The sequence below is a fragment of the Pseudoalteromonas sp. RW-H-Ap-1 genome (assembly GCF_048318575.1).
Taxonomy (GTDB): domain Bacteria; phylum Pseudomonadota; class Gammaproteobacteria; order Enterobacterales; family Alteromonadaceae; genus Pseudoalteromonas.
The window spans coordinates 2,925,237-2,949,647 of sequence record NZ_CP166996.1; the positions used below are offsets into that span (position 1 = coordinate 2,925,237).

The following is a 24,411-nucleotide window of genomic DNA, read 5'->3' on the forward strand; positions in this document are numbered from 1 at the left end:
ATTATTTTTATAGCGACTTCATTGTGCCTTTAGGCAGTACAGCAGATACTGCTGATTTTTGTACAGTTACTTCTGCTTGCTCATTTAATGAGATCACGATGAAGTCTTTGTCTTCAGCAATTTTTACGATTTTACCCACTAAACCACCTTGGGTTAGCACTTCATCGCCTTTTGCCATCGCGCTCATTAAGCTTTTATGCTCTTTTACGCGCTTTGCTTGCGGGCGGTAAATTAAAAAGTAAAAAACCAAACCAAAAATCGCTAACATAATTAGCATTTCCATACCGCCGCCTGCTGCAGGTGTACCAGCGCTTGCATGCGCGTTTGAAATAAATAAACTCATAATACTTCCTCTTCAATTTTTAAATTTTAATTTGTTGTATCAGCTAGCTCTGGCACTTCTTGGCCTCGGCGAGCGTAAAAATCGTGTACAAATGTCTCTAGTTGACCTTCGCTAATAGCATTACGCAAACCTTCCATAACACGTTGATAGTATCGTAAGTTATGGATAGTGTTTAGTCGTGCACCCAAAATTTCGTTACATTTGTCTAAATGATGCAAATAGGCGCGCGAATAATTTTTACAGGTATGGCAATCACACTCTGGATCAAGTGGACCCGTATCTGTTTTATGCACTGCGTTACGGATTTTAATGGTGCCCGTTGTAATAAATAAGTGACCATTACGTGCATTACGCGTTGGCATTACACAGTCAAACATATCAATACCACGACGAACCGACTCAACTAAGTCTTCTGGCTTGCCTACACCCATTAAATAACGTGGTTTGTTTTCTGGCATTTTATAAGCACAATGATCAAGAATATTGATCATTTCATTTTTAGGTTCACCAACCGATAAACCACCAAGCGCATAGCCATCAAAACCAATCTCTTCAAGGCCCGCTTGTGATTGTGCACGAAGCTCAGGGTACATACCGCCTTGAATAATACCAAATAATGCTGACGGGTTGTCGCCATGCCCTTCTTTTGAACGCTTAGCCCAACGCAGAGAAAGCTCCATAGAGTCTTTGGCTTCTTTTTCAGTGGCAGGATATGGCGTACATTCGTCAAATATCATCACGATATCTGAGCCGAGATCACGCTGTACTTCCATTGATTTCTCTGGCGACATCATAATTTGGTCACCATTAACTGGCGATTGGAACATCACGCCTTCTTCAGTGATTTTACGCATTGCGCCAAGGCTAAATACTTGGAAACCGCCTGAGTCAGTAAGAATTGGGAAGTCCCAGTTCATAAAATCGTGTAAATCACCGTGCTGTTTGATGATTTCAGTACCTGGGCGCAACATTAAGTGAAATGTATTACCTAAACAGATTTGTGCACCCGTTGCTTTTACTTCATCAGGTGTCATGCCTTTAACCGTGCCGTAAGTGCCTACAGGCATAAACGCTGGCGTTTCTATTACACCTCGGTCAAAAATCAAGCGGCCGCGGCGTGCTTTGCCATCGGTGCAGTCTAATTCAAATTTCATAATATCCTCTGTGTCGGAAAAACAGTCCAACAAGCTATAATTTAACCGCTTGATTCTACCCTTTTTACCACCCTATTACTATTAGCAGTGATAAATTCACTGTGCTTAGGAGTAAAATAAAAACCGATAACGCTGTAAATTATTTACGGGTCAAAAACATCGCATCGCCATAGCTAAAAAAGCGATACTGTTGTTCAATTGCAGTATTGTAGGCACCCATAATATTGTCTTGCCCTGCAAAGGCACTGACCAGCATGATTAGGGTTGATTCAGGTAAATGGAAGTTGGTGACCATGGCATCAACAACGTTAAATTGATAACCCGGAAAAATAAAAATATCGGTATCGCCAAAGTAAGTATCTAACTTGCCACCATGTATTTTTGCGGCTGACTCTAGTGATCGTACTGAAGTTGTACCTACTGCAATCACACGCCCGCCTTTGGCTTTAGTACTTGCAACCGCATCCACCACATCTTGCGGTACTTCAATATATTCAGAGTGCATGATGTGCTCATCAACACTTTCTACCCTAACTGGCTGGAATGTACCTGCACCAACATGCAAGGTAACAAACGCCATTTGTACGCCTTTGTCTTTAAGCGCAGTCATGAGTTTATCGTCAAAATGAAGGCCTGCGGTTGGTGCAGCTACGGCGCCTGGCTTTTCGCCATATACTGTTTGGTATCGCTCACGATCAGCTTCGTTATCTGGGCGATCAATGTAAGGAGGAAGCGGCATGTGGCCCACATCATTTAAAATGTCGAGCACATTTTCACTGCGGTCAAACTCAAGCTCAAATAACGTATCGTGGCGTGCCACCATAGTGGCTTTTGCTTTACCCTCTAAAATGAGCACATTGCCCGGTTTTGGCGATTTACTAGCGCGAATGTGCGCGAGCACCCGGTGCTCGTCTAATACACGCTCTACCAGCACCTCAACCTTACCCCCAGATTCTTTTTGACCAAACATACGCGCAGGTATTACTTTGGTGTTGTTAAAAACCAGTAAGTCGTTTTCGTTAACAAGTTCAAGAATGTCACTAAATATTTTATGCTCAACAGCACCACTCGGCCCGTCTAAGCTCAATAAACGGCTACTGGTTCTGTCTGCTTTAGGAAAACGAGCAATTAATTCATCAGGTAAGTCAAAGCTAAAATCAGCTACGCGCATTGTTAGAATTCCACATCATTTAAAATCGCGCCAAGTGTATACCCAAACCACCTCAAAATGCGAGTGTCGTCGGAATTAAAAGCGATTTAGGCAAGGCATTGATTGCAAATAATAGTGGTTCTATTATTAATATCAATAACGCAGTATAAATCGCTTTTAAGCCAACCCGTGGGCGTTTCACAGGGGCATACTCTCATCGTTGCTACTTCTTGAAAGGGACTACCATTACTGCAAAGTATCGCCTTGATATTAAGCCCCTGTGAAGCGCTGAATTCTGCATTTTGAGGTGGTTTGGGTATATTTAAACCACCTCAAAATACGAGTGTCGTCGGAATTAAAAGCGATTTAGGCAAGGCATTGATGGCAAATAATAGTGGTTCTATTATTAATATCAATAACACAGTATAAATCGCTTTTAAGCCAACCCGTGGGCGTTTCACAGGGGCATACTCTCATCGTTGCTACATTCTTGAAAGGGATAACCATTACGGCAAAGTATCGCCTTGATATTAAGCCCCTGTGAAGCGCTGAATTCTGCATTTTGAGGTGGTTTGGGTATTTGGCTATTACTAATGAAGCTCAAGATAACCCCTATATTCTCCCTAAATACTATTACTAATGATGCTCAAGATAACCCTTATATTCTCCCTAATTAGCTATCAATGAACTACATTTAAAATAGCGGTTAAATACGCTTGTTCTTATGGCTAAATATCATTATTCTTACTAATTGAATTATTATCTGCATTTCTCGGAGTGGTACCTAAGTGGCAAAACAGCTTAAATTGCTAATATTAAATGCAAGTAATGATGAGCGCCAGACTATACGTGCCACGCTGGAGAGGCTTAGTGTGTTTGAGTTTATTGAAGCCTCAGACAGCCAAGATGCGTTAAAAATCTTAAAGAACCAAAGCGTAAATATAATCATAACCGGCTTAGATGTAGGTAAAATTGATGGCTGGCGGTTTTCACGTATGATCCGCTCTGGTTTACTTAACACGCCGAAAAATACGCCTATTTTACTTATTCCGCCCATTTATTGTGAGCGTATCGCCGAAACTACCGCACGTAGCTATGGCATAGATGCAGTACTGCCTTTTGAACGCCAAGATATATTGCCGCAAATACTAGCAAATGTGTTGTCGAGTCATTTAGAAAAAAGCAGTCGCTTAAACCTGTTGTTATTAGAACCCTTTAGCAGCAGGGCAAACGACATGAGTGAACAATTAAAGCTTAACTTTGCAATTACTCATGTTACTAACGAAAAAGCCGCGCTCAGTGCCTATAATCAACAGCCGTTTGCTATCGTGCTACTTGATGCCACTGCAGCACAAGCTGAGAGCTCAAATCAATTAGTAGAAAAGATTTTGCAGCATAATCCTCAGCAAGCCATTGTTACTATTATTGATAAAAACGATGCTGATTACGCTGAGCAGTTATTACTTTCTGGCGTTACCGACTTTATTCGCGCCCCTTACGATCCTTCATTTTTGAATAAAGTCTGTGATCATGCAGCGCGTCGTGAAGACTTCATGGTGAGCTATGCTGAGTTTGCTAACAAAGTGCAGCAGTTAAGTATTAGTGAAGTAAAATATCGCGACCTGTTTTCAGCGCATCAGCGTATTTTATTGCACTTAAACACGGTTGTACTTGAACTAGATCAGCAAGGAAATATTCGCTTTATAAACCCGGCGTGGGAATCTCTAAGTGGTTTTGGAGTTAAGTCGACCTTACAACAACCACTCACTGCGTTTTGTACCACAGAATATAAACAGTCATTACAATCAACCATTGATGATATTTTACAAGGTGGCGCGGACAAACAAAAAATAGAAGTTAAACTGAGCCAAAAAAACGGTAACTCAGTATGGGTCGAATGTCGGCTTCAGTTAATAAAAAATAGCAGCAACAACGCCACTATCACCGCCACACTTGATAACATTCATGAGCGCAAACAAGCAGAGTTGCAATTACGCCATTTAGCCCTGCATGACACCTTAACAGGGCTACACAATCGTTATTATTTTGACCAACAGCTTAACTATATTTGCCAGAGCGAAAACACCCATACAAATATTGAACACGCGCTTATTTATATTGACCTTGACCACTTTAAAATAATAAACGACAGCAAAGGCCACCAACAAGGTGACATTGTTTTAAAAGAAGTGGCGCAGCTATTTATTGCCAATATTAGTAATGAGCATCTTATCTGCCGTGTCGGTGGCGATGAGTTTGCGGTGATACTTAAAAATACCAATTTATTGGATGCCCATTTAATTGCAGAAGGGATTTGCAGTGCCATTGAAGGCAATCAATTTAAATCTGAAGAGCAAATCTATTCAATTAGTTGCTCGATTGGTTTAACCCAAATTACCGCTGATAACTGCGATCCAAATGAATGCTTAAAGCAGTCAGATATCGCGCTATATATTGCTAAAAATTTAGGCCGTAATTTAGTACATTGCTATTCAAAACAAGATGGTGAGAATAATGCATTACAAACGGGTTTAGAGTGGGGCCATGGAGTACGTCAAGCACTACAGCAAGACAGTATAGAACTTCATTATCAACCCATTTGGGATTTTAAAACTAATCAGGTTGCCTACTTTGAAGTACTACTAAGGTTAAAACTCGACGACGAACTTATTTACCCTAATCAATTTATTCCCTCATTGGAAATGCTTAACGACACCTTTTTAATGGACCAATGTGTTATTCGTAACAGCATTGCGAGTGTTGCAGCACATCCAGAGCTTCTTCAGATTGCAATAAACTTATCGGCACAATCATTTTTAGATGAACGTTTGCTGCCATTAATAGAATCGACCCTTGAGAAGTATCAAGTGTCTCCTGCGAAAATTATTTTTGAAATAACCGAATCGGCCAGTATTAATAATTTAGCGGCGACTCGTAAAATGATTGAGCGACTAAATAATTTAGGCTGCCATTTTTCAATTGATGACTTTGGCACAGGATTTAGTACCTTTAATTACCTTAAACAATTACCAGCTCAACACGTAAAAATTGACGGTTCCTTTGTACGCGATATGCTTAATGACTCCATTGATTTAGCGCTAGTAAAGGCCATAAATGACATCAGTCGTTCACTAAATAAGCGCTCTGTTGCTGAATATGTAGAAACTGCAGAAGTGTTTTTTGCACTTAAAGAAATTGGTATCGACTACGGGCAAGGGTACTTTATTGCTCGCCCCGTCCCAATTGACAAGGTACTGATTGAGTTAGAAAAAATTGAAAACAACCCTATTTTTTATTAAGACACCCTCACGTCACTATAAACATTAATAAACAAATTTAAGCAATTTATTACTTTCAAATTTGCCCATCTAACCTATACTTTGCTTATCGGCAGCACAATGTCATGAAAATTAAGTGATTACCTTGATTTTACATGACATCTTTATTTCTTATCGTCTAGATGTCTATACTGTTAAAGGTGGACATAGGGGCATAAGGAGGATGTTTATGACGCAACTAATCACGTTATTATTGTTTATACACTTTGCGATTGCGCTTCAATGCTACAAATACGCACAGCTCAAGGGTTACCCTGTAAAAACCTTTACAGTGCTTGGGCTAGTCCCGTATTTTAATGTTGTTGTATGGGTTTACTTACTATTTTTACCGCCGCTAGAGAGCTACCACAGCCAGTACAAGCAGCCTCTTTAATTCCCTATGTTATTGAGCCTATTAATCGATTGGTTAATAGGCTTTTTTTAACCTAACTTTCACTACTTAACATCAGTTCAGGTTACTTAAAATCAACACTACACTGCTTTTTCAAAAAGATCTCTAATTGTTGGCTAAACAATTTAAAGTCACGAATGCGTCCCGTTGTTTTACGCCACAACACACCAATATCACGATAGGCATCCCCTTGCGATGGCGTAGCTAGCATGTCTTTGTTTTCTAAAATCCCCGCGTTAATTGCCATTTGCGGTAAAAACGTCACGCCAAGTTTATATTCAACCATACTCAATAAGGTATGAAGGCTAGCTGCTTCAAAGGGGTTGATGCAACTAGAGCGATTTAAGTGGCACGCACTGAGCGCATGCCCTGTCATACAGTGCTCTCGCTCAAGCAAAAATACACTGGCTTCTGGTAGTAGATTAAAGTCTTCAATGCCTTTGGCTGGTGTGTAGTCTTTATGATGCACTAAACTAAAATGATCTTGTGCTAAGACTTGGGTATGAAATTTATCAGTTTCGTAGGGCAATGCTAATAATGCTAAATCAATTTGCCCATGCTCTAACTTATCAAGCAACTTATCGCTGGTGTCCTCAATTAATACCAACTCTAAATCTACAAATGTTTGCTGGCAAAAGTGATACAAAGGCGCTGCAATAAAGCTCGCAATAGTAGGAATAACACCTACCGTTAATGTACCACTGAGCGGTGTTAAAAAGCTTTTAGTTAACTCTTTTAAACTAATAGTATCGTTGATTATTTTTCTTGAACGCTCAACCACCTCTTCACCAATAGTGGTAAACATTAGGCTGCGATTTTCTCGCTCTATAAGCTGACATCCTAAAGTTTCCTCTAGGTTTTGAATCGCAGTACTCAGCGTTGACTGACCAATAAAACAGGCACTTGCTGCTCGGCCAAAATGTTGATGTTGATGTACAGCTAATAAATACTGCAGCTGTTTAATACTAGGGAGATTGGTCATTTTTCTTTCCACAAATAAAAAGACCCCAACACCAAGGGCATTGAGATCTTTTCAAGCTAAAAGTCTTTTGAGTACTTTTTATTAAACCCCAAAAGCGGTTCTTAGTACGTAGAAAATAACAATAGCAAGGGCAGCACCAACTGGCAATGTAATTACCCAAGAAACTACAATATTTCTTATTACACCCATATTTAGTGCGGCAATACCACGTGCCATACCTACACCCAACACAGCGCCTACTAGGGTTTGTGTGGTTGAGATAGGTAAGCCTGTGCCCGATGCTATAACAACGGTAGAGGCAGCGGCTAATTCAGCAGCAAAACCACGGCTTGGTGTTAAATGAGTAATACCTTCACCAATGGTTTTAATTACTTTTTTGCCTAAAATAGCAAGACCGGCAACAATACCAAAACCACCTAGTGGTAATATCCACCAAGCAATAGCCGCTTTCTTAGCAATTTCACCATTGTTTTCAACAATGTTTACAACAGCCGCTAGAGGCCCAATTGCATTAGCAACGTCGTTAGAACCATGAGCAAATGCCATACAACAGGCTGTTAATACCATAAGTACGGCAAATACTTTTTCTACATTGTTAAACTGCATTTCTCTATCCGCTTTAGGATCGATATTTAAACGAGAAATAGCAATTTTACCGATAACAGCAACCAGTACCGCTATACCAATAGAAATAGCAAAACCTTCAACGGTACCTAAATTAATACCAATGTGCTTTAAGCCTTTTTTAATGGTCACTAGTGCCATAATAAAGCCAGCTAAACCCATGTATATTGGGACAAAGCGCTTTGCATTTTTAAGTGGAGCGTCGGTATCAAAAATCAGCTTTTGCGCACTCATAAATATTAAGTAAGCTATGAAACCTGATATCGCCGGCGTTACAATCCAGCTACCTACAATACCAGCAACTTTACCCCATTGAATAGCCTCTGTGCCCACAGCAACAAGAGCAAAACCAATGATCGCGCCAATGATTGAATGAGTAGTCGATACCGGCCAGCCTAAAAATGAGGCCATTAATAACCAACTGCCCGCGGCAAATAAAGAAGCGATCATACCTAGAACCATCAGTTCAGGAATGTCGGCAAATGGGGCAGCATCAATAATTCCTTTACGAATTGTTGATGTTACTTCACCACCGGCTAAATAAGCACCTGCGAATTCAAAAATCATCGCGATAAAAATCGCTTGTTTAATAGTAAGTGCTTTTGAACCTACTGATGTACCCATCGCGTTGGCAACGTCGTTTGCGCCAATACCATAAGCCATAAAAAAGCCGACTGCTGCGGCAATTAAAATTAATACCGTGCCGTAAGATGCAATGATATCCATTGTGTAACCTTAATCTTTCGTGTTTGAACTGATTTTAAATTAACGAGCTAACATCAGCTCAAGACGTGATCCTACGCGCTCTGCAATATCTGCAAGCTCACCGACCCATTCAATGATTTTGTATAAAAACATCACATCAACTGGATTTAGCTCACTTTCTACTTTACGTAGCTGGCGGCGTATTCTAATTTGCATTTCATCCGTGTCTTGTTCTATGGCATCCAATTCTACGAGCATTTTTTCAACCAGAGTTACTTCCCTGCCTTTAAAGCCCGTTTCTAACAATTCTTCTAATTCATTGATCGCTTTAGATGCTTGTTTAGTTGCATCGACACAACGAGTGACATATGCCAAAAAGTCTTCTTGAATCTCTTTTGGTATGATCATTTCACGACCAATTACACGCCCAGCAATATCTTTTGCTTTGTTAGCAATTTTGTCTTGTTGGGTTACTAATTCGAGCAGATCTGTACGCTCTACTGGCATAAATAGCCCGCCAGGTAGTTGTAAACGTATAGTTCTTTTCATTTCATCAGCTTCACGTTCTAAATTACGAATGGTTAAACGTAGCTCTTCTGCTTGTTGCCACTCTTCTTTAAAAACATGATTAAAAAAAGGTATCAAACTTTCGCTAGCTTGATGAGCCTTCCTGATGTGTTCTTCTATTGGTTTTATAGGGGATTTAGCAAAAACACCTAAAAAATTTGTTGGCATAACTGACCCTTTAATCAATTCAATATGCTGTTCAGCCTGAATTTTACAGCATTAAGCTAGATTGTGAACGCTTTTTCTCATTCAATTATTTACAAAAAATAAAAAAGGCAGTGTATTACTGCCTTTGATATTTTTTGGTTATTCGTCTCACTACAGTGATTTTTCAATATCTTCTTGAGATGTATGACGAATATCTTTGCCGTTTACAAAATAAATGACATATTCAGCGATGTTTTGACAACGATCGCCGATACGCTCTAATGATCGAACAGACCATACTAAATCCATAATTTTTGGAATTGAGCGCGGATCTTCCATCATGTAAGTCATTATTTGACGGGTGATAGCTTCATATTCTCTATCTACTTTAGCATCCTCTTTATGCACTTCAAATGCACGTTGCACATCCATACGCGCAAATGCGTCTAAAACGTCATGCAACATTTTAGATACTTGGCGACCCATATTTTCAATGTTTACCAATAAATCTTGTTGATCCTTAGTAAATGAGTCTAGTGCAACTTTAGCAATTCGCTTAGCTTCATCACCAATTCTTTCTAAATCAGCAATGGTTTTTGCTATTGCAATTACTAAACGCAAATCACTGGCTGCTGGTTGGCGCTTTGCAATAATACGGGTGCAATCTTCATCAATACTGACTTCCATTGCATTAACTTTATAGTCGTTTTCACGTACTTTTTGTGCTAATAGCGCATCGTTTTGGCTTACTGCATCAAGCGCACTATTAAGTTGTTGCTCAACTAATCCACCCATACTTAGTACATGGTTACGAACATCTTCTAGCTCTTGATTAAAACGACCAGAAATATGTTTATTAATGTTGTGTTCCATAATGACCTTCTTTAATAATTCATTGCTTTCGCGTTTTAACCCGACTAGCCGTAACGACCAGTAATATAATCTTCCGTTTTTTTCTTCGTAGGCGTCGTAAATAAAGTATTAGTATCTGAATACTCAATCAGCTCACCCATATACATAAACGCTGTTTGATCAGAAACACGAGCCGCTTGTTGCATGTTGTGAGTAACAATAACCACGGTAAACTTATTCTTTAAATCATTAATTAGTTCTTCGATTACTAAGGTTGAAATCGGATCGAGTGCTGATGTTGGTTCATCAAGTAATAATACCTCAGGCTCAATCGCAATTGAGCGGGCTATCACTAAACGTTGCTGCTGACCACCCGATAAACCAAATGCGCTATCGTGAAGTCTATCTTTTACCTCATCCCAAAGAGCCGCACCACGAAGCGATTGCTCTACCACTTCATCTAGTTTACGCTTTTCTTTAATGCCTTGCAGACGAAGACCGTAAACCACATTCTCATAAATTGATTTTGGAAATGGGTTTGGACGCTGAAACACCATGCCAACATTACGACGAAGGGCTGCAACATCAACGCTTTTATCGTAAATATTTTGCCCATGCAGCATGATTTCGCCTTCAATACGACAAATATCAACCAAGTCGTTCATGCGGTTAATACAACGTAATAAGGTTGATTTACCACAACCTGACGGGCCGATAAATGCCGTTACTTGGCCTTTAGGGATATTCATATTTACTTTACTCAGTGCTTGTTTATCACCGTAGTAAAGGTCGAGATCTTTAATTTCTAGCGCTTTTTGTTCGTCTGTTAAATTATTTAAATCTAACTTCAAGCTTGGCTTTGCTTGGTTTACTTTTGGAGCGACTGTAATCATGTTTGTTACCTATACTAAATTAATGCTCAAGCGATCTGAATTTTTCACGTAAATGGTTACGTATACCAATGGCTGTGATGTTAAGGGTGATAATAACCGACACTAACAAAAAGGCCGTTGCATATACCAGCGGACGCGCCGCTTCAACGTTCGGGCTTTGAAAGCCAACATCGTAAATATGAAAACCTAAGTGCATGAACTTTCTATCTAAATGTATATATGGGAAGTTACCATCAAGCGGCAGCGTTGGCGCCATTTTTACCACACCCACCAGCATAAGCGGTGCAACTTCACCCGCTGCACGAGCAACGGCTAAAATTAACCCCGTCATAATAGCAGGGCTGGCCATAGGAATAATGATTCGCCATAACGTTTCTACCTTAGTCGCACCTAGTGCTAATGAACCATCGCGCACTGTACTAGGAATACGAGATAAACCTTCTTCAGTTGACACTATTACCACAGGCAGCGTTAATATTGCCAAGGTGAGTGCTGACCATAAAACACCTGGTGTACCAAATACAGGGGTAGGTGATGACTCAGGATAAAATAATTGGTCAACACTACCACCAACCATATAAACAAAGAAACCTAAACCAAATACACCGTATACAATAGACGGAACACCCGCCAAATTAATAACCGCAATACGGATCATTTTAGTAATTGCGTTTTTAGCTGCATATTCATGTAGGTAAATAGCTGCAACCACGCCAAATGGCGTTACAATCACAGCCATTAACATCACCATAAATACCGTACCAAAAATAGCAGGGAATACGCCGCCTTCGGTATTGGCCTCACGTGGGTCATCTGAAACAAACTTACCTAACTGTGCAAAGTAATGGCCTAGTTTAGCAAAAAAGCCCATATCGTTTGGAAACCATACATCCAACACTTGATAGAGCGGGATGGTTACAATCTCACCACGCATATCCTTTACGGTTACTTGGTCACGTTTAGCCTGTTTACGCAGTGCGAATAACTCTTTTTCTAATTCGCCATATTGCGAACGTAAATCAGCACGCGCTTGAGCAAGCTCAGCAACACGCTCGTCGGTTAGCTCGTTATCAAGTAAGTAGGCTTTTTCTTGTAAACGTAAACGCTCAAGCTCATAGTTTATATGACCTATGTCGCCATTTTGTAAATCAAGCGCTTCGTCGTTTAAGTCAACTGCACGCTCTACAAGATCATGTAAAGTTTCAACTTTATCAGCTGTTACCGTTTCGCCATCTTTAATGACGCTCTCTACATACCCATAAAAGTTACCGTTTTTACTACGCTCAAACACCGCGAGCGCTTTGGGCGCTGAACTTTGTTTAATATCGGTTTCGAGTATCCAGCGAAAATCTAAATCAACATACTCACGGTTACCTGTTTTAATCAGTAAACGCTCAACCTCGTCTTTTTCAAATTTAGAAACATCAATACCCGTTGCCGCTAAGCGCGACTTAGGTACTAATTCACGGTCATAAATTTCACCAATAACGGTTTGCTTCGCAATTGAGCCTTCAAGCTCATACTGCATAACTTGAGATGGCCAAAAAAAGCTCAATCCCTTCCATGCAATCATGGCGAGTAAACCAATTACTGAAATTAAACTGATGCTGACAGCACCACCGGTCATCCAAATCCAAGGAGAACCAGACCTAAACCACTGCTTTACCATGTCGTGTTTCTCCACTTACATTGAGCTGTATTTTTCACGCAACTGCTGACGAACAAACTCAGCAACGGTGTTGAAAATAAAGGTGAATATGAATAATACAAAGGCGGCTAAGAATAGAATTCGGTAATGCGAACTCCCTACTTCCGACTCTGGCATTTCGACGGCGATATTAGCGGCTAAGGTACGCATGCCTTGGAAAATACTCCAATCCATAATTGGGGTATTACCGGTAGCCATTAGTACAATCATAGTCTCGCCTACGGCACGGCCTAATCCCATCATTACCGCAGAAAAAATACCTGGGCTAGCAGTTAATAACACCACGCGAATGAGGGTTTGCCACTGCGTAGCACCTAATGCTAGCGAGCCATTTGATAAATGTTTAGGCACACTAAATACCGCATCTTCGGCAATTGAGAAAATAGTGGGAATAACCGCAAAGCCCATTGCGATACCTACTACTAATGAATTACGCTGATCGAAAGTCATGCCTAATTCATTGGTTAGGTATTGACGCACATTGCCATCAAACATCCATAATTCAATACTTTCACTCATCGCAAACGACAACCAACCAATAAGTAATACCACTGGTATTAATAAAATTGAATGTGAGCCTTCAGGGATTTTATGGCGAATAACCGCTGGTAATTTATTCCAGCCTAAAGCGGTTGCTAAAATACCCAATGGCAGTAACACCAGTAAACCAACAATAGCCGGCAAGTGCTCTTCAATTAAAGGCGCTAACCACAAGCCTGCTAAAAAGCCGAGTATTACCGTTGGCAGAGCTTCCATTATTTCTACCGTTGGCTTAACCACACGACGCAATTCGCTCGACATAAAATAAGCGGTATAAATAGCGGCTGAAATAGCAATAGGTACAGCAAATAACATTGCATACATAGCAGCCTTTAAAGTACCAAATGAAATTGGCACTAGTGAAAACTTCGATTCAAAATCATCACTGGCAGAAGTCGATTGCCAAATATAACCCGGCTCTGGATAGCCTTCGTACCATACTTCTTGCCAAAGCGCTGACCACGTTACTTCTGGGTGCTCGTTATGAATTTCTAAAACCGTTAGCTTATTATCAGCTAAAATTAGCGCCGCATTTGAACGCGGAGCAATGGCAAACTGCTCAATTGCACCATCACTGACTTTACCTTGCCATAGCTTTGCTTCACTGGTTGTGTAATAAAGTCCTAATTCACCATTTTGACCTGTTGTAAAAAAGGTGCGACGGTAAAACTCAGTAAAAATATTCAGCTTGCTTTGCTTAGTCGTTTCAAACGAACGGATTTTTTGAAATTCACGCCCTGCATCTGTATTGATTTCAAACCACTGGGATATTTCACCGTTATCGTTGGCCAACATCAGTGAGTTTGCACCCGCCAATAATTGCGATGACACTATATTCGCGTTTTCTTCATTGGCAGATAATAATTGAATTTGCTCAACTTCGCTTGGGTAGCGGGTATCGAATACGTAAATTTGATTAGCAGAACGAACAAAGGTGCGGGTGGTATCTGGCGACATTAATAACTCATCTACGCGACCATCAACGTTAAGTTCAGTGCGTTCCACTTGCCATTCAACTTCACCAGTAAACATATTTTCTTCGGCAACAAAGCTACTAAATACCACTCGTTTATCGGCAGTAAGTGCCGCCACGGCTGTTTTGTCTTCATAATGGCTAAAGGCAAAACGCTTAATAGCTGCACCTTGCTCATCAACTTCGAGTGCCATTTCTCCTAGTGGATAACCTAAACGCGGAGTTAATTTACGTTCATTATTAGGGAAGGTGACTAAAAACTTAGGTGCGACAATAGTTACGGTGCCATTTTCTAGGCCATACGCATAATGCCCTTGAAAAGGAGCACTGTTTGCAAAACTGGTTACCCGCGCGGATAAAGTGGCATTAAGTGTTTTTAGTTTTTTACCAAACTGTGCTTTATCAACACTGTAGAAGTTAACTTGACCTTGATCATCAAGTAAATATGCAACCTCAGTTTGCTCCTCGACACCAAGCCCTACTATTTGCTCAGCATTAGCAACATTAAAGCTAGCGCGCTTTTCAACTTTGGCTGACTCGAAAATGGGCTGCACTACATAAAGAAGGTAAAAGAAGATCAATAGCAGCGCTATTAATACCATTATACCGCCTGCGGTTATGCCAAACTTAGCAAACCGGTCTTTAAATAGACGGCTTCGATCCGTATTAAAAGTCGGTTTATTCGGATTTGAAGTCATCAAAACACCCTTATATCTTAACGTTGGGCGCATTATATTTCATCAAAGTGACAGTAATGTTACAGTCGTAATAATTCTTTACTTATATAGAGTCTGTTCATCTTTGCAGATTAAATTTACAGCTTTATGAGCAGGTTTTAGGCAAAATTACAACTTAAAATAATACTAAAGAATTATTTACTTTAGTGGTGATATTTATTTTTGCGTTATTAATGAACTAAATCAATTATTAATTGGACAAACTATTTATCCAAGACAATACTCAATGGGCATCTAATATAACAATAATAAAGTAACCTCCTAAGATGTAACAATCCTTTTGTGGTTAGCTTTTACATACATTTAGAATCAAATACATTAGATCGCATCACTTAATGCCTATGCATTTATTTTTTCATTTGGGCTTAAAAAGAGAACTATTATGAAGCAGTTGGTAATAACTATTTTAGGGGAAGATCGCCCCGGTTTAGTAGAAAGTATTTCATCGGTTATATTGGAAAACCACGGCAATTGGTTAAGCAGTAACTTGAGTCACTTACTCGGTCACTTTGCAGGCATTATACAGGTTGAAGTGGCTGAAGAACATTTACAGACATTTCAAAATGCGCTCAATGGGCTTCCTAAGTTAGATGTTCGCATTGAAAAGGGCAACACTGAAATTGAGCCAGTAGAGCTTGAGCAGCTTAATTTTGTGATCACCGGTAACGATCGCCCTGGTATAGTGCAAGAGCTAGCAAGTGTTATTCGCCATAAAGGCGCGAATATTACAAACTTAAACTCTAGGCAGCAAAGTGCGCCAAACTGGGGAGTGCCTATATTTAGTGCTGTTGCCACCGTGAGCCTGCCTAACGGATTGAATAAAGAAGAAGTTATTAATGCACTTGAGTCAATTACGAGTGACTTAGTGGTTGATGTAGAGCAAAGTTAAATCAGCTTTATTATCATGAACACGAAAAAGGCGCTAATTATAGCGCCTTTTTTATGCATAACACTGTCTTGTCCTGAAATGTGTTTACACATTTAGGACTTATTTTATGAAAACCACTAAAACTAAAGACGTTAAGCGTACTCAACGAGATTATACATTAGGCTTTAAATTATCCATTGTTGAGCAAGTAGAAAAAGGCGACTTCACATATAAACAGGCGCAAAGTCATTACGGTATTCAAGGTCGTAGCACCGTTCTGGTATGGCTGCGAAAACATGGTAAATTAGATTGGTCTAAACCAACTTATATAGCCAACATGCCTAAATCAAAAGAAACCCCAGCACAAAAAATTAAACGTTTAGAGCGCGAGGTAGAGGAGTTACGCCTAAAGGATTTAATCAAAGATGAAATGATTAATATTATGGATGAAGAATATGGAGCGGGTTTGCGAAAAAAGTACATATCCGAGCTATCACGCGCGCAAAAGAAAACCAGCAAGTAAAGCTTACTCCTTTATGCCGTGCATATGGCATAACGCGACAAGGTTACTATCAAGCTATGCGCAGAATAGATTCTCGGAATAAAGCGTTGAAGCCAGTCAAAGAGTTAGTGATGTATTGGCGGCAATTCATGCCTCGTATTGGTGGGAAGAAACTTTATCTGATGATAAAGCCAGAGCTGCAAGAGCGTGACATTAAACTAGGCCGAGATTGTTTTTTTGACTATTTGAGAGAGCATGACTTGCTTGTAAAACCAAAGAAAAATTACACTAAAACAACAAATAGTAATCATTGGATGCACAAGCATCCCAATTTACTAAAAGAATACAAACCTACTGCGGCCGAGGAAGTCTTCGTTAGTGATATTACATACGTAAAGTCATCGCAAGGCGTGCATTACCTGTCGTTAGTCACTGATGCTTATAGTCGAAAAATAATGGGTTATGAGCTCAGTGATGAAATGAAGGCAACTGATGTAGTCAAAGCGTTAGAGATGACGATTAAGCAGCGGGTGTATAAACGTGATGCTATTCATCATTCAGATAGAGGTTTACAATATTGCTCTGAAGTATATCAAGGTATGCTATTAAAGGAGGGAATTAGGCCATCTATGACCGATGGATATGACTGTTATCAAAACGCATTAGCTGAGCGTATTAACGGGATATTAAAACAAGAGTTTCTACTGTATAAATGTCGTAATATGGCAGAGTTAAAAGAGCTCGTTGAAGAATCGATATTTATATACAATGAAATGCGACCGCACTTAAGTTTGAATATGAAAACACCAAATCAAGTGCATAAAAAAGACCTGGCGCTTTCGCACCAAGTCTTTCATTAAAACCGTCAACCTATTTCAGGACGGGACACACCCAGTGCTACATGTCTACATGACGATTAATACTTTGCATCATCTGCTTCAGACCTTGCTCTTCGAGCTGTAAGATCTCCCCTAGTTTTTCTTGAGCCTCTGGTGACTGCGCTTTATCTGCCAGATAACTATATGCATTTAATACTTTTTGATGCTGCTGAGATAAATACTCTTGAACCGCTAATTCATCTAGCTCATTACTGCGATCTAAATCAGTAAAGCTAATGATTTCTGAGTGCTCTGAAAAATATTCATAACAATATGTATCTAAAGTATTTATTTCAGTGATTGCTTTAAACCCGATTAAATCCTCAGCAAGTTTTTTTTCATACTCAACACAATAATCAATTAACTGTTTGTTATGCTCTCCAAGTAAATCCCTTACGCTAAAAAAATTAGCCGCCATTTGTGTATGAAACTGAACGGTCCAATCGAACACTTCTTGAATTGTTTTAACTTGCATGTGCGTTCCTTACTTTTTAAAACTATTAATTAAATAGAAGCGTGAATCATGCCAATAATAAATTCAACAAAATCAGTACCTAAGGAAAAGATTGCCTAACTTGTACTGATATTTTCAGTACAAGTTACATAATCAGTGTAAATATTATAGGTTGCGCTTTCGCCACAATAAATACACAGCAGGCAATACCAGCAATGTTAAAACAATGGCGCTAAACATACCGCCGACCATAGGTGCCGCTATACGGCTCATTACTTCACTGCCCGTGCCTGTACCATAAAGCACCGGTAATAAGCCAATAACTATGGTTGCCACTGTCATCATTACCGGACGTACTCGTAGACCCGCACCTTCTAGTATCGCCTGTTTAAGCTGCTCTATACTCAAGCTTTTACCAATTTTAGAAGCAGCCTCTACCTGCGCTTTATAGGCTTGGTTTAAATACACCAACATTATAACGCCTATTTCTACGGCCACCCCAGCAAGGGCAATAAAGCCGACCCCCACAGCAACAGAGAAGTTAAAGCCTTCTAAGTACATTAGCCAGATACCTCCTATCATCGCCAGTGGTAAAGTTGCCATAATAATAAATACTTCAGTGAAACTTCTAAAGTTAAGGTAAAGCAGTACCACAATAATGGCTAAGGTAAGCGGCAATACATAACTCAGTTTGGCTTTGGCACGCTCCATATATTCGTATTGCCCTGCCCAAGTTATAGAGTATCCAGCAGGTAAAATTAGCTGCTCGTTTAGTAACTGCTGAGCGTTTGCTACGTAGCTACCAATATCTGTATCTTTAATATCAATAAAGCTCCAACCATTTAAACGGGCATTTTCACTTTTTATCCCAGGAGGGCCATCACTAATAAATACATCCGCCACATCAGCAAGTGCGATACGTTGACCCGTTGGAGTAACAATAGGTAAAAGCATCAGTTCTTCAGGGGAATCACGGTACGCTTGCGGATAACGAATATTTACTGGGTAGCGCTCTTGACCCTCAACTGTTTCAGTCACGTTCATGCCACCAATAGCAGTTGCGACTACTTGTTGCACATCAGCAATATTTAAACTGTAGCGCGCTGCTTTTTCACGGTTAATATCTACCTTAATATAACGCCCACCCGCTACACGCTCTGAGTAAACAGACGCCGTACCGGGAAGATCTTTAAGTAATACCTCTATTTGTTGACCTATTTTTTGAATTTCATTCAAATTAGGGCCCGCGACTTTTATACCCACAGGGGTTTTAATCCCTGTAGCCAGCATATCTATCCGCGTTTTAATTGGCATTACCCAAGCGTTAGTTAACCCAGGAAACTTAACTAAAGTATCCAGCTCTTGTTTGAGCTTTTCAGTGGTCATGCCTTCGCGCCACTGATCTTTGGGCTTAAACTGTATAAAGGTTTCAATCATGGTCAGTGGTGCCGGATCGGTTGCCGTTTCCGCTCGTCCAATTTTACCAAATACGGTTTTCACCTCGGGCACAGTGGCAATCAATTTATCGGTTTGCTGCAATAGCTCGCGCGCCTTACCTATTGAAATTCCTGGATAAGTAGTCGGCATATACATTAGATCCCCCTCATCAAGAGGTGGAATAAATTCACTGCCTATTTTATTTATCGGATAAAAGCCCATTAAAGTGATAACTAGCGCAATCAGCAAGGTACTTTTCGGAAATTTTAATACTAGATTTAACAGCGGCTTATAACTATTTACCAGTAAACGGTTAACTGGGTTTTCATTTTCAGATATCACCTTACCACGAATGAAATAACCCATTAGTACGGGTACTAAGGTAATTGCTAATCCAGCAGAAGCTGCCATTGCATAGGTTTTTGTATACGCTAATGGCGCAAACATTCGTCCTTCCTGAGCTTCTAAAATAAATACCGGCATAAAACTCACTGTAATGATTAATAAGCTAAAAAATAACGCAGGCCCAACTTCACTGGCAGAATCAATCACCACTTGCCAACGGTTTTCATCTGTTAGTGGCTTTTTCTCCATGTGCTTGTGCATATTTTCAATCATCACAATCGCACCATCGGTCATTGCACCAATCGCTATAGCAATCCCGCCTAATGACATGATATTGGCGTTAATACCCTGCCAGTACATAATAATAAAAGCGGTGAGTATGCCTAACGGTAAGGTAATAATAGCCACCAGCGATGAGCGTATATGAAATAAAAACACCACACACACTAAAGCCACTACAATAAGCTCTTCCATCAATTTAGAAGTGAGGTTATCAACTGCGTCTTTTATTAAATTAGAGCGATCGTACACAGGTACAATTTCAACCCCCTCTGGTAGCCCTTTTTTAAGTGACTCTAATTTAGCTTTAACGAGCTCTATGGTTTTTTGCGCGTTTTCACCAAAGCGCATAACCACTACGCCACCTGCCACCTCGCCTTCGCCGTTAAGCTCGGCAACACCGCGGCGCATTTGCGGACCTAAACGCACATTAGCAACATCACGTAACTGTAGTGCAGTACCGTTAGCGTTTATACCTAAAGGAATGGCTTCTAAATCAGCAACACTTTTTACGTAGCCAGTACTGGTTACCATGTATTCAGCTTCTGCCATCTCAACTACCGATGCACCCATCTCTTGATTGCCTTGCTTAATGGCAGTTTGAATAAGGCTTAGCGGAATACCATAAGCACGAAGCTTATCGGGCTGAACATTTACTTGGTATTGTTTAACCATGCCGCCTACCGATGCCACTTCGGATACACCAGGTACAGTTTGTAGTTCAAATTTTAAAAACCAATCTTGTAAACTACGTAATTGGCTTAGGTCATGCTTACCGGTGGTATCAGTGAGTGCATATAAATACACCCAGCCAACGCCGGTTGCATCTGGGCCAAGCTCTGCAATTGCCGTACTAGGCAAACGTGCCGATACTTGACTTAGATATTCCTGAACACGACTTCGTGCCCAGTATAAATCGGTGTCTTCGTCAAAAATAACGTATACGTAAGAGTCGCCAAAAAACGAAAAGCCACGTACTGTTTGCGCCCCAGGTACCGATAACATTGCCGTGGTAATCGGGAATGTAACCTGATCCTGTACCACTTGCGGTGCTTGCCCTGGATAAGAGGTTTTAACGATAACCTGTACATCTGATAAATCGGGTAAGGCATCTACAGGCGTATTTTTTACAGAATACAAGCCGCCACCAATCAGTATTGCGGTCAGTAACAAAACAAAAAAACGGTTAACAACAGACCAGCGAATAATTGCAGTAATCATAACCACTCCTAATGATGCTGACTGTGCGTAGTATGCACAGGCATTATTGTGTGAATCACAAATTCACCTTGCTCAATGCTAAAGGTAAAAGTAACTTCATCATTAGGCTTGAGCATCTCAATCATTACATTTTTTGCTAGCATAAAGTCCATTGTTGCAGGTCCTCGGCCCCACTTTTCAATTGCCTCACGACTGATATTCACAACTCGATTGTTAGTATCAATACTATTAATCACTCCATTCACAGTTGCCGTGCTTGGGTTGGCATTACTCATTTGCATACTGTTATGCGAGACTGCTTGCATACGCTTAAAGTCAGAATTTTTACTCGACTCTGAATCAATTAAAAACTGTGCTGAAGTAACCACTTCATCGTCTGCCATAACACCAGATAAAATTTCGGTATTAGCCGCATCACTTCGCCCTAAAGTTACCTCAACCGATTTAAAACGACCTTCCCCAAGCGCAACTACAACACGGTTTTGGCTACCAGTGCGAATAACCGCCTCTTTAGGTACAATTAACTGTTTTTCAGCTACTTGACTATGAATACTGACTTGAGCAAACATATTAGGCTTTAACTGATGGCCTTGATTATCAAAGCGCAAACGTACTCTTAAAGTACGATTTTTAGCATCTAAGGTAGGGTAAATATAATCCACTTGCCCTTGCCAACGTTGGCCACTTAAATAATCGAGTGTCATGGTTACAGGCAAACCAACACGAATAAGTTCTGCTTGGCGCTCAAATACCTCTGCCTCAACCCATACTTCATCAAGCTGAGCAATACTCATCATTGAGGTATCAGGTTTAACATAAAATCCTTCACGAATATTAAGCTCATCAACAACACCACCTTGGCGAGCATAAAACGTTATGTTTTGCAGTACTTGCTGGCCTTTTTGCAGGCGTGAAATAAAGCCATCAGACACATTGAGTGATTTTAAACGGGCTTTAGCGGCACGAATTAGCACCGGATTATTGCGCTTTAACGCTAACACAAATTCTTCTTGTGCATTCACTAGCTGTGGTGAATATAAGGTATAAAGTGGCTCATCTTGTTTAACCTGATCGCCCGCGGCTTTAACGTATAAGGTTTCGACCCACCCCTCTACTCGAGGATGAATATGAATTAGCTGGTCTTGGTTGTATTGCACATAACCTACGGTGTTAACTTCATTTTTAAGTGCAGCAAACGCAACAGGCGCGGTGCGCACACCTAAATTATTAATCACTGTGGGTGAAATTTTAATACTGCCTGGCCCTTCATTGGCCCCACTGTCTGACTCTTCGTAAACAGGCACTAAATCCATGCCCATGGGAGATAAACCAGGTTCGTCACGGCGATAATTACTATCCATAGGCGCCACCCAATAAAGCGGCTCTTTTTTGCTACTGGCTTTACTGTCAGTTGGCATAGAGTGCTCACTAGGTAAGCTTAATAAAACCCCCGCAGTTAATGCCGCACTGCATATAGCTACCAGTGATAATTTTAAATTAGTATTCATAGCTCGGCTCCTGCTGTGGTGTTTTTTTAAGCTGGGATCATCAGCACTGGCGTAATAATTTAACCTTGCAATAATAATCTTTTGATCAACATGAATGTTTAGTGCGTCTATCTTGGCATTTAATTCACTAATACGCGCTTGCATTACATCTGAGAAGTTACCATCATCGCGGGTATAGGCATTCAGGGTCGCTTGAGCTTGTTCAGCCATTTGCGGTAGCAGCTTGGTTTGATAAAGCTCGGCGCGCTGATGAAGCCTTGCTAACTGGCTAACTTCCTTAAAATACATTCCTTGTAGCTTTTTAAGGGCAATTAATTTTTGTGTTTTAGCCTCTTCGCTATCAGCAATGGCAGCATTTACCAGTTGGTCTTGTCGATTATCGGTAAACAGGGGTAAATCAATACTTATACCCACAGAGAAAAGGTCTGCTCGCGAGCCACCCATTGGCATATCATCGCGGTAACCGTACCCCATGTTAACGCCAATTTGAGGTTTATAGCCTTGCTCAGCCACACTTATTTGAGTTTGCTTTGCCACTATTGCATTATCCATTGCCATAATCGCAGGGTGCTTTAATAGCATGGCCATTAGTTGTTGATACTCTAATTCAGTGTAGTTTTTTAATGCTGTAAGCTCTGAAAAGTCATTACTGACAGGCTGGCTAAGCATAGCGATAGGCAACCATTGTGTTAGCCGCTTTTTAGCACCTTGTAGCTGCTGCTCCAATTGCATTAATTTATCTTCAAGGCGGGTTAACTCTAATTGCGCTCGAATAATATCTTGTTGGCGTGTTTTGCCCACCGAGCTTACATAACTTGATTCTGTAATATCAATGAGCTGAGTAAACAAAGCTTTATCTTGCTCAATCAGTGCAATACTTCGCTGCGCTCTATAAGCATTAAGCCATGACTCAGTAACTATGGTTTTGACTTGCGCGAGTCTATCTTTGCGTAGCCAAGGCTCTGCTGCAGCTGACTGAGAAAGCGCCTTTTGTTGTAGTACTAGACTATCGCCTCGACTCAGTGATTGGCTAATTCCCACTTTAAATTGGGTCATATTTTCTTGATCAAAAGCAAAACCATTAGTTGGAAGGTTCATTAACCCTAATGTAAGCACTGGATCAGGTAAGGTTCCTGCGGCAATACTTTTTGCTTCAATTGATGATTGTTTTTGCTTGCTAGCTTTAAGCCAAGGCTCATGGTTTAAGGCATAGTTAATTGCCTCATTTAAACCTAGTTCAGCACTGTGTACAGAGACACTAATACTCAACAAGCTACTTATACACACGGCTTTTAATACTGCGAAGTGATTCATCACTTGCTCCACTTAAATTTAAAAATAACGAATGAAAACGATTAAATTTATAAGCAGATAGATGACAAAAAGCTAACTAACTAGATTTTAAATACACCTACCCTGCGATTATGCAGGCATAGGAGGTCGATAAAGAGAACGTGCAAAGTTAGCTTGATGCTGTACTACAGCATGTTGCACTTTTTCAGAGGGTAGTTTGGAGGCTATAAATAGTGAGTTTACATGCAAGGCTGAATGCGAACTACAAGCACTCATTGGGCAACTGCAATCTTGGATTAACGTGCTTTGCTCACTACAGCAATCCATAGACATAGTTGTTGTATCAGCGTCGTCGCTCATTGCCATCTCACTATGCTGCATAGATGCATGGGTTGCCATGTTCGTATGCGGCATATCACATACCATAGATACAGACGCAACGGCTTGACCCACAAAAGTGAGTAACAAAGTTAGCGTGAGTAAAATACAGTAAAGACGTTGCAATGAATTAACCTAAAAATA

General features: G+C 40.4%; 18 protein-coding genes and 1 pseudogene. 4 read left to right on the forward strand and 15 right to left on the reverse strand.

The annotated features are described in order from the left end of the window. Positions 1-7: 7 nt before the first annotated feature. From yajC to queA, 3 genes are all read right to left on the reverse strand, one after another. Positions 8-343: a preprotein translocase subunit YajC gene (yajC, locus tag AB8618_RS13940; RefSeq protein ID WP_413400854.1), complete on the reverse strand. Its 336-nt coding sequence runs from the start codon at positions 341-343 to the stop codon at positions 8-10. 26 nt (positions 344-369) lie between these two features. Next, positions 370-1,497: a tRNA guanosine(34) transglycosylase Tgt gene (tgt, locus tag AB8618_RS13945; RefSeq protein ID WP_054202633.1), complete on the reverse strand. Its 1,128-nt coding sequence runs from the start codon at positions 1,495-1,497 to the stop codon at positions 370-372. A gap of 139 nt (positions 1,498-1,636) precedes the next feature. Beyond that, the gene (gene queA, locus AB8618_RS13950; RefSeq protein WP_413400855.1) at positions 1,637-2,668 is read right to left on the reverse strand and encodes a tRNA preQ1(34) S-adenosylmethionine ribosyltransferase-isomerase QueA; all 1,032 of its coding nucleotides are present in this window, start codon (positions 2,666-2,668) and stop codon (positions 1,637-1,639) included. A 767-nt stretch (positions 2,669-3,435) separates the two neighbouring features. Here queA and AB8618_RS13955 point away from each other — a divergent pair. After that, the gene (locus AB8618_RS13955; protein WP_413400856.1) at positions 3,436-5,946 is read left to right on the forward strand and encodes an EAL domain-containing protein; all 2,511 of its coding nucleotides are present in this window, start codon (positions 3,436-3,438) and stop codon (positions 5,944-5,946) included. A 208-nt stretch (positions 5,947-6,154) separates the two neighbouring features. Further along, complete coding sequence (locus AB8618_RS13960) at positions 6,155-6,358, forward strand: hypothetical protein (protein ID WP_409424009.1); 204 nt, start codon at positions 6,155-6,157, stop codon at positions 6,356-6,358. An 82-nt stretch (positions 6,359-6,440) separates the two neighbouring features. Here the strand turns inward: AB8618_RS13960 and AB8618_RS13965 are convergent, their stop codons facing one another. The 7 genes from AB8618_RS13965 to AB8618_RS13995 form a co-directional block, all read right to left on the reverse strand. Beyond that, on the reverse strand, positions 6,441-7,358 hold the full coding sequence (locus AB8618_RS13965) for a hydrogen peroxide-inducible genes activator (RefSeq protein WP_413400857.1): 918 nt from the start codon (positions 7,356-7,358) through the stop codon (positions 6,441-6,443). A gap of 81 nt (positions 7,359-7,439) precedes the next feature. Further along, positions 7,440-8,708, reverse strand: a complete 1,269-nt coding sequence (locus AB8618_RS13970) for an inorganic phosphate transporter (protein ID WP_138606597.1) — start codon at positions 8,706-8,708, stop codon at positions 7,440-7,442. 39 nt (positions 8,709-8,747) lie between these two features. Then, positions 8,748-9,422: a TIGR00153 family protein gene (locus tag AB8618_RS13975; protein WP_008114817.1), complete on the reverse strand. Its 675-nt coding sequence runs from the start codon at positions 9,420-9,422 to the stop codon at positions 8,748-8,750. A gap of 150 nt (positions 9,423-9,572) precedes the next feature. Continuing rightward, entirely contained in the window at positions 9,573-10,274 is a 702-nt protein-coding gene (gene phoU / locus AB8618_RS13980) for a phosphate signaling complex protein PhoU (protein ID WP_413400858.1), read from the reverse strand. Positions 10,275-10,318: 44 nt separating this feature from the next. After that, positions 10,319-11,146, reverse strand: a complete 828-nt coding sequence (pstB, locus tag AB8618_RS13985) for a phosphate ABC transporter ATP-binding protein PstB (protein WP_008114812.1) — start codon at positions 11,144-11,146, stop codon at positions 10,319-10,321. Between the two features lie 19 nt (positions 11,147-11,165). Continuing rightward, a complete protein-coding gene (gene pstA / locus AB8618_RS13990; RefSeq protein WP_413400859.1) occupies positions 11,166-12,815 on the reverse strand; it encodes a phosphate ABC transporter permease PstA in 1,650 nt (549 codons plus the stop codon). Between the two features lie 15 nt (positions 12,816-12,830). Next, complete coding sequence (locus AB8618_RS13995; protein WP_413400860.1) at positions 12,831-15,065, reverse strand: ABC transporter permease subunit; 2,235 nt, start codon at positions 15,063-15,065, stop codon at positions 12,831-12,833. A 421-nt stretch (positions 15,066-15,486) separates the two neighbouring features. On the opposite strand from AB8618_RS13995, the gene AB8618_RS14000 reads away from it, so the two are divergent. After that, positions 15,487-15,993 (forward strand): glycine cleavage system protein R, encoded by a 507-nt coding sequence (locus tag AB8618_RS14000; protein ID WP_010391731.1) that lies wholly within the window; start codon positions 15,487-15,489, stop codon positions 15,991-15,993. Between the two features lie 106 nt (positions 15,994-16,099). Next, positions 16,100-17,334, forward strand: a protein-coding gene (locus tag AB8618_RS14005; RefSeq protein WP_409423192.1) for an IS3 family transposase whose coding sequence is annotated in 2 segments (ribosomal slippage) — positions 16,100-16,451 and positions 16,451-17,334 — 1,236 coding nt in all. Because the reading frame shifts where the segments join, the coding sequence is not laid out codon by codon here. A gap of 37 nt (positions 17,335-17,371) precedes the next feature. Here the strand turns inward: AB8618_RS14005 and AB8618_RS14010 are convergent. The 5 genes and pseudogenes from AB8618_RS14010 to AB8618_RS14030 form a co-directional block, all read right to left on the reverse strand. After that, entirely contained in the window at positions 17,372-17,827 is a 456-nt protein-coding gene (locus AB8618_RS14010) for a hypothetical protein (RefSeq protein ID WP_413400861.1), read from the reverse strand. 144 nt (positions 17,828-17,971) lie between these two features. Next, on the reverse strand, positions 17,972-21,088 hold the full coding sequence (locus tag AB8618_RS14015; RefSeq protein WP_413400862.1) for an efflux RND transporter permease subunit: 3,117 nt from the start codon (positions 21,086-21,088) through the stop codon (positions 17,972-17,974). Positions 21,089-21,096: 8 nt separating this feature from the next. Beyond that, positions 21,097-22,596 (reverse strand): efflux RND transporter periplasmic adaptor subunit, encoded by a 1,500-nt coding sequence (locus tag AB8618_RS14020; RefSeq protein WP_413400863.1) that lies wholly within the window; start codon positions 22,594-22,596, stop codon positions 21,097-21,099. Beyond that, positions 22,586-23,910, reverse strand: a pseudogene (locus AB8618_RS14025) (TolC family protein). Before AB8618_RS14025 ends, AB8618_RS14020 begins: the two are co-directional and overlap by 11 nt. A gap of 108 nt (positions 23,911-24,018) precedes the next feature. Beyond that, on the reverse strand, positions 24,019-24,393 hold the full coding sequence (locus tag AB8618_RS14030) for a hypothetical protein (RefSeq protein ID WP_413400865.1): 375 nt from the start codon (positions 24,391-24,393) through the stop codon (positions 24,019-24,021). Positions 24,394-24,411 lie beyond the last annotated feature (18 nt).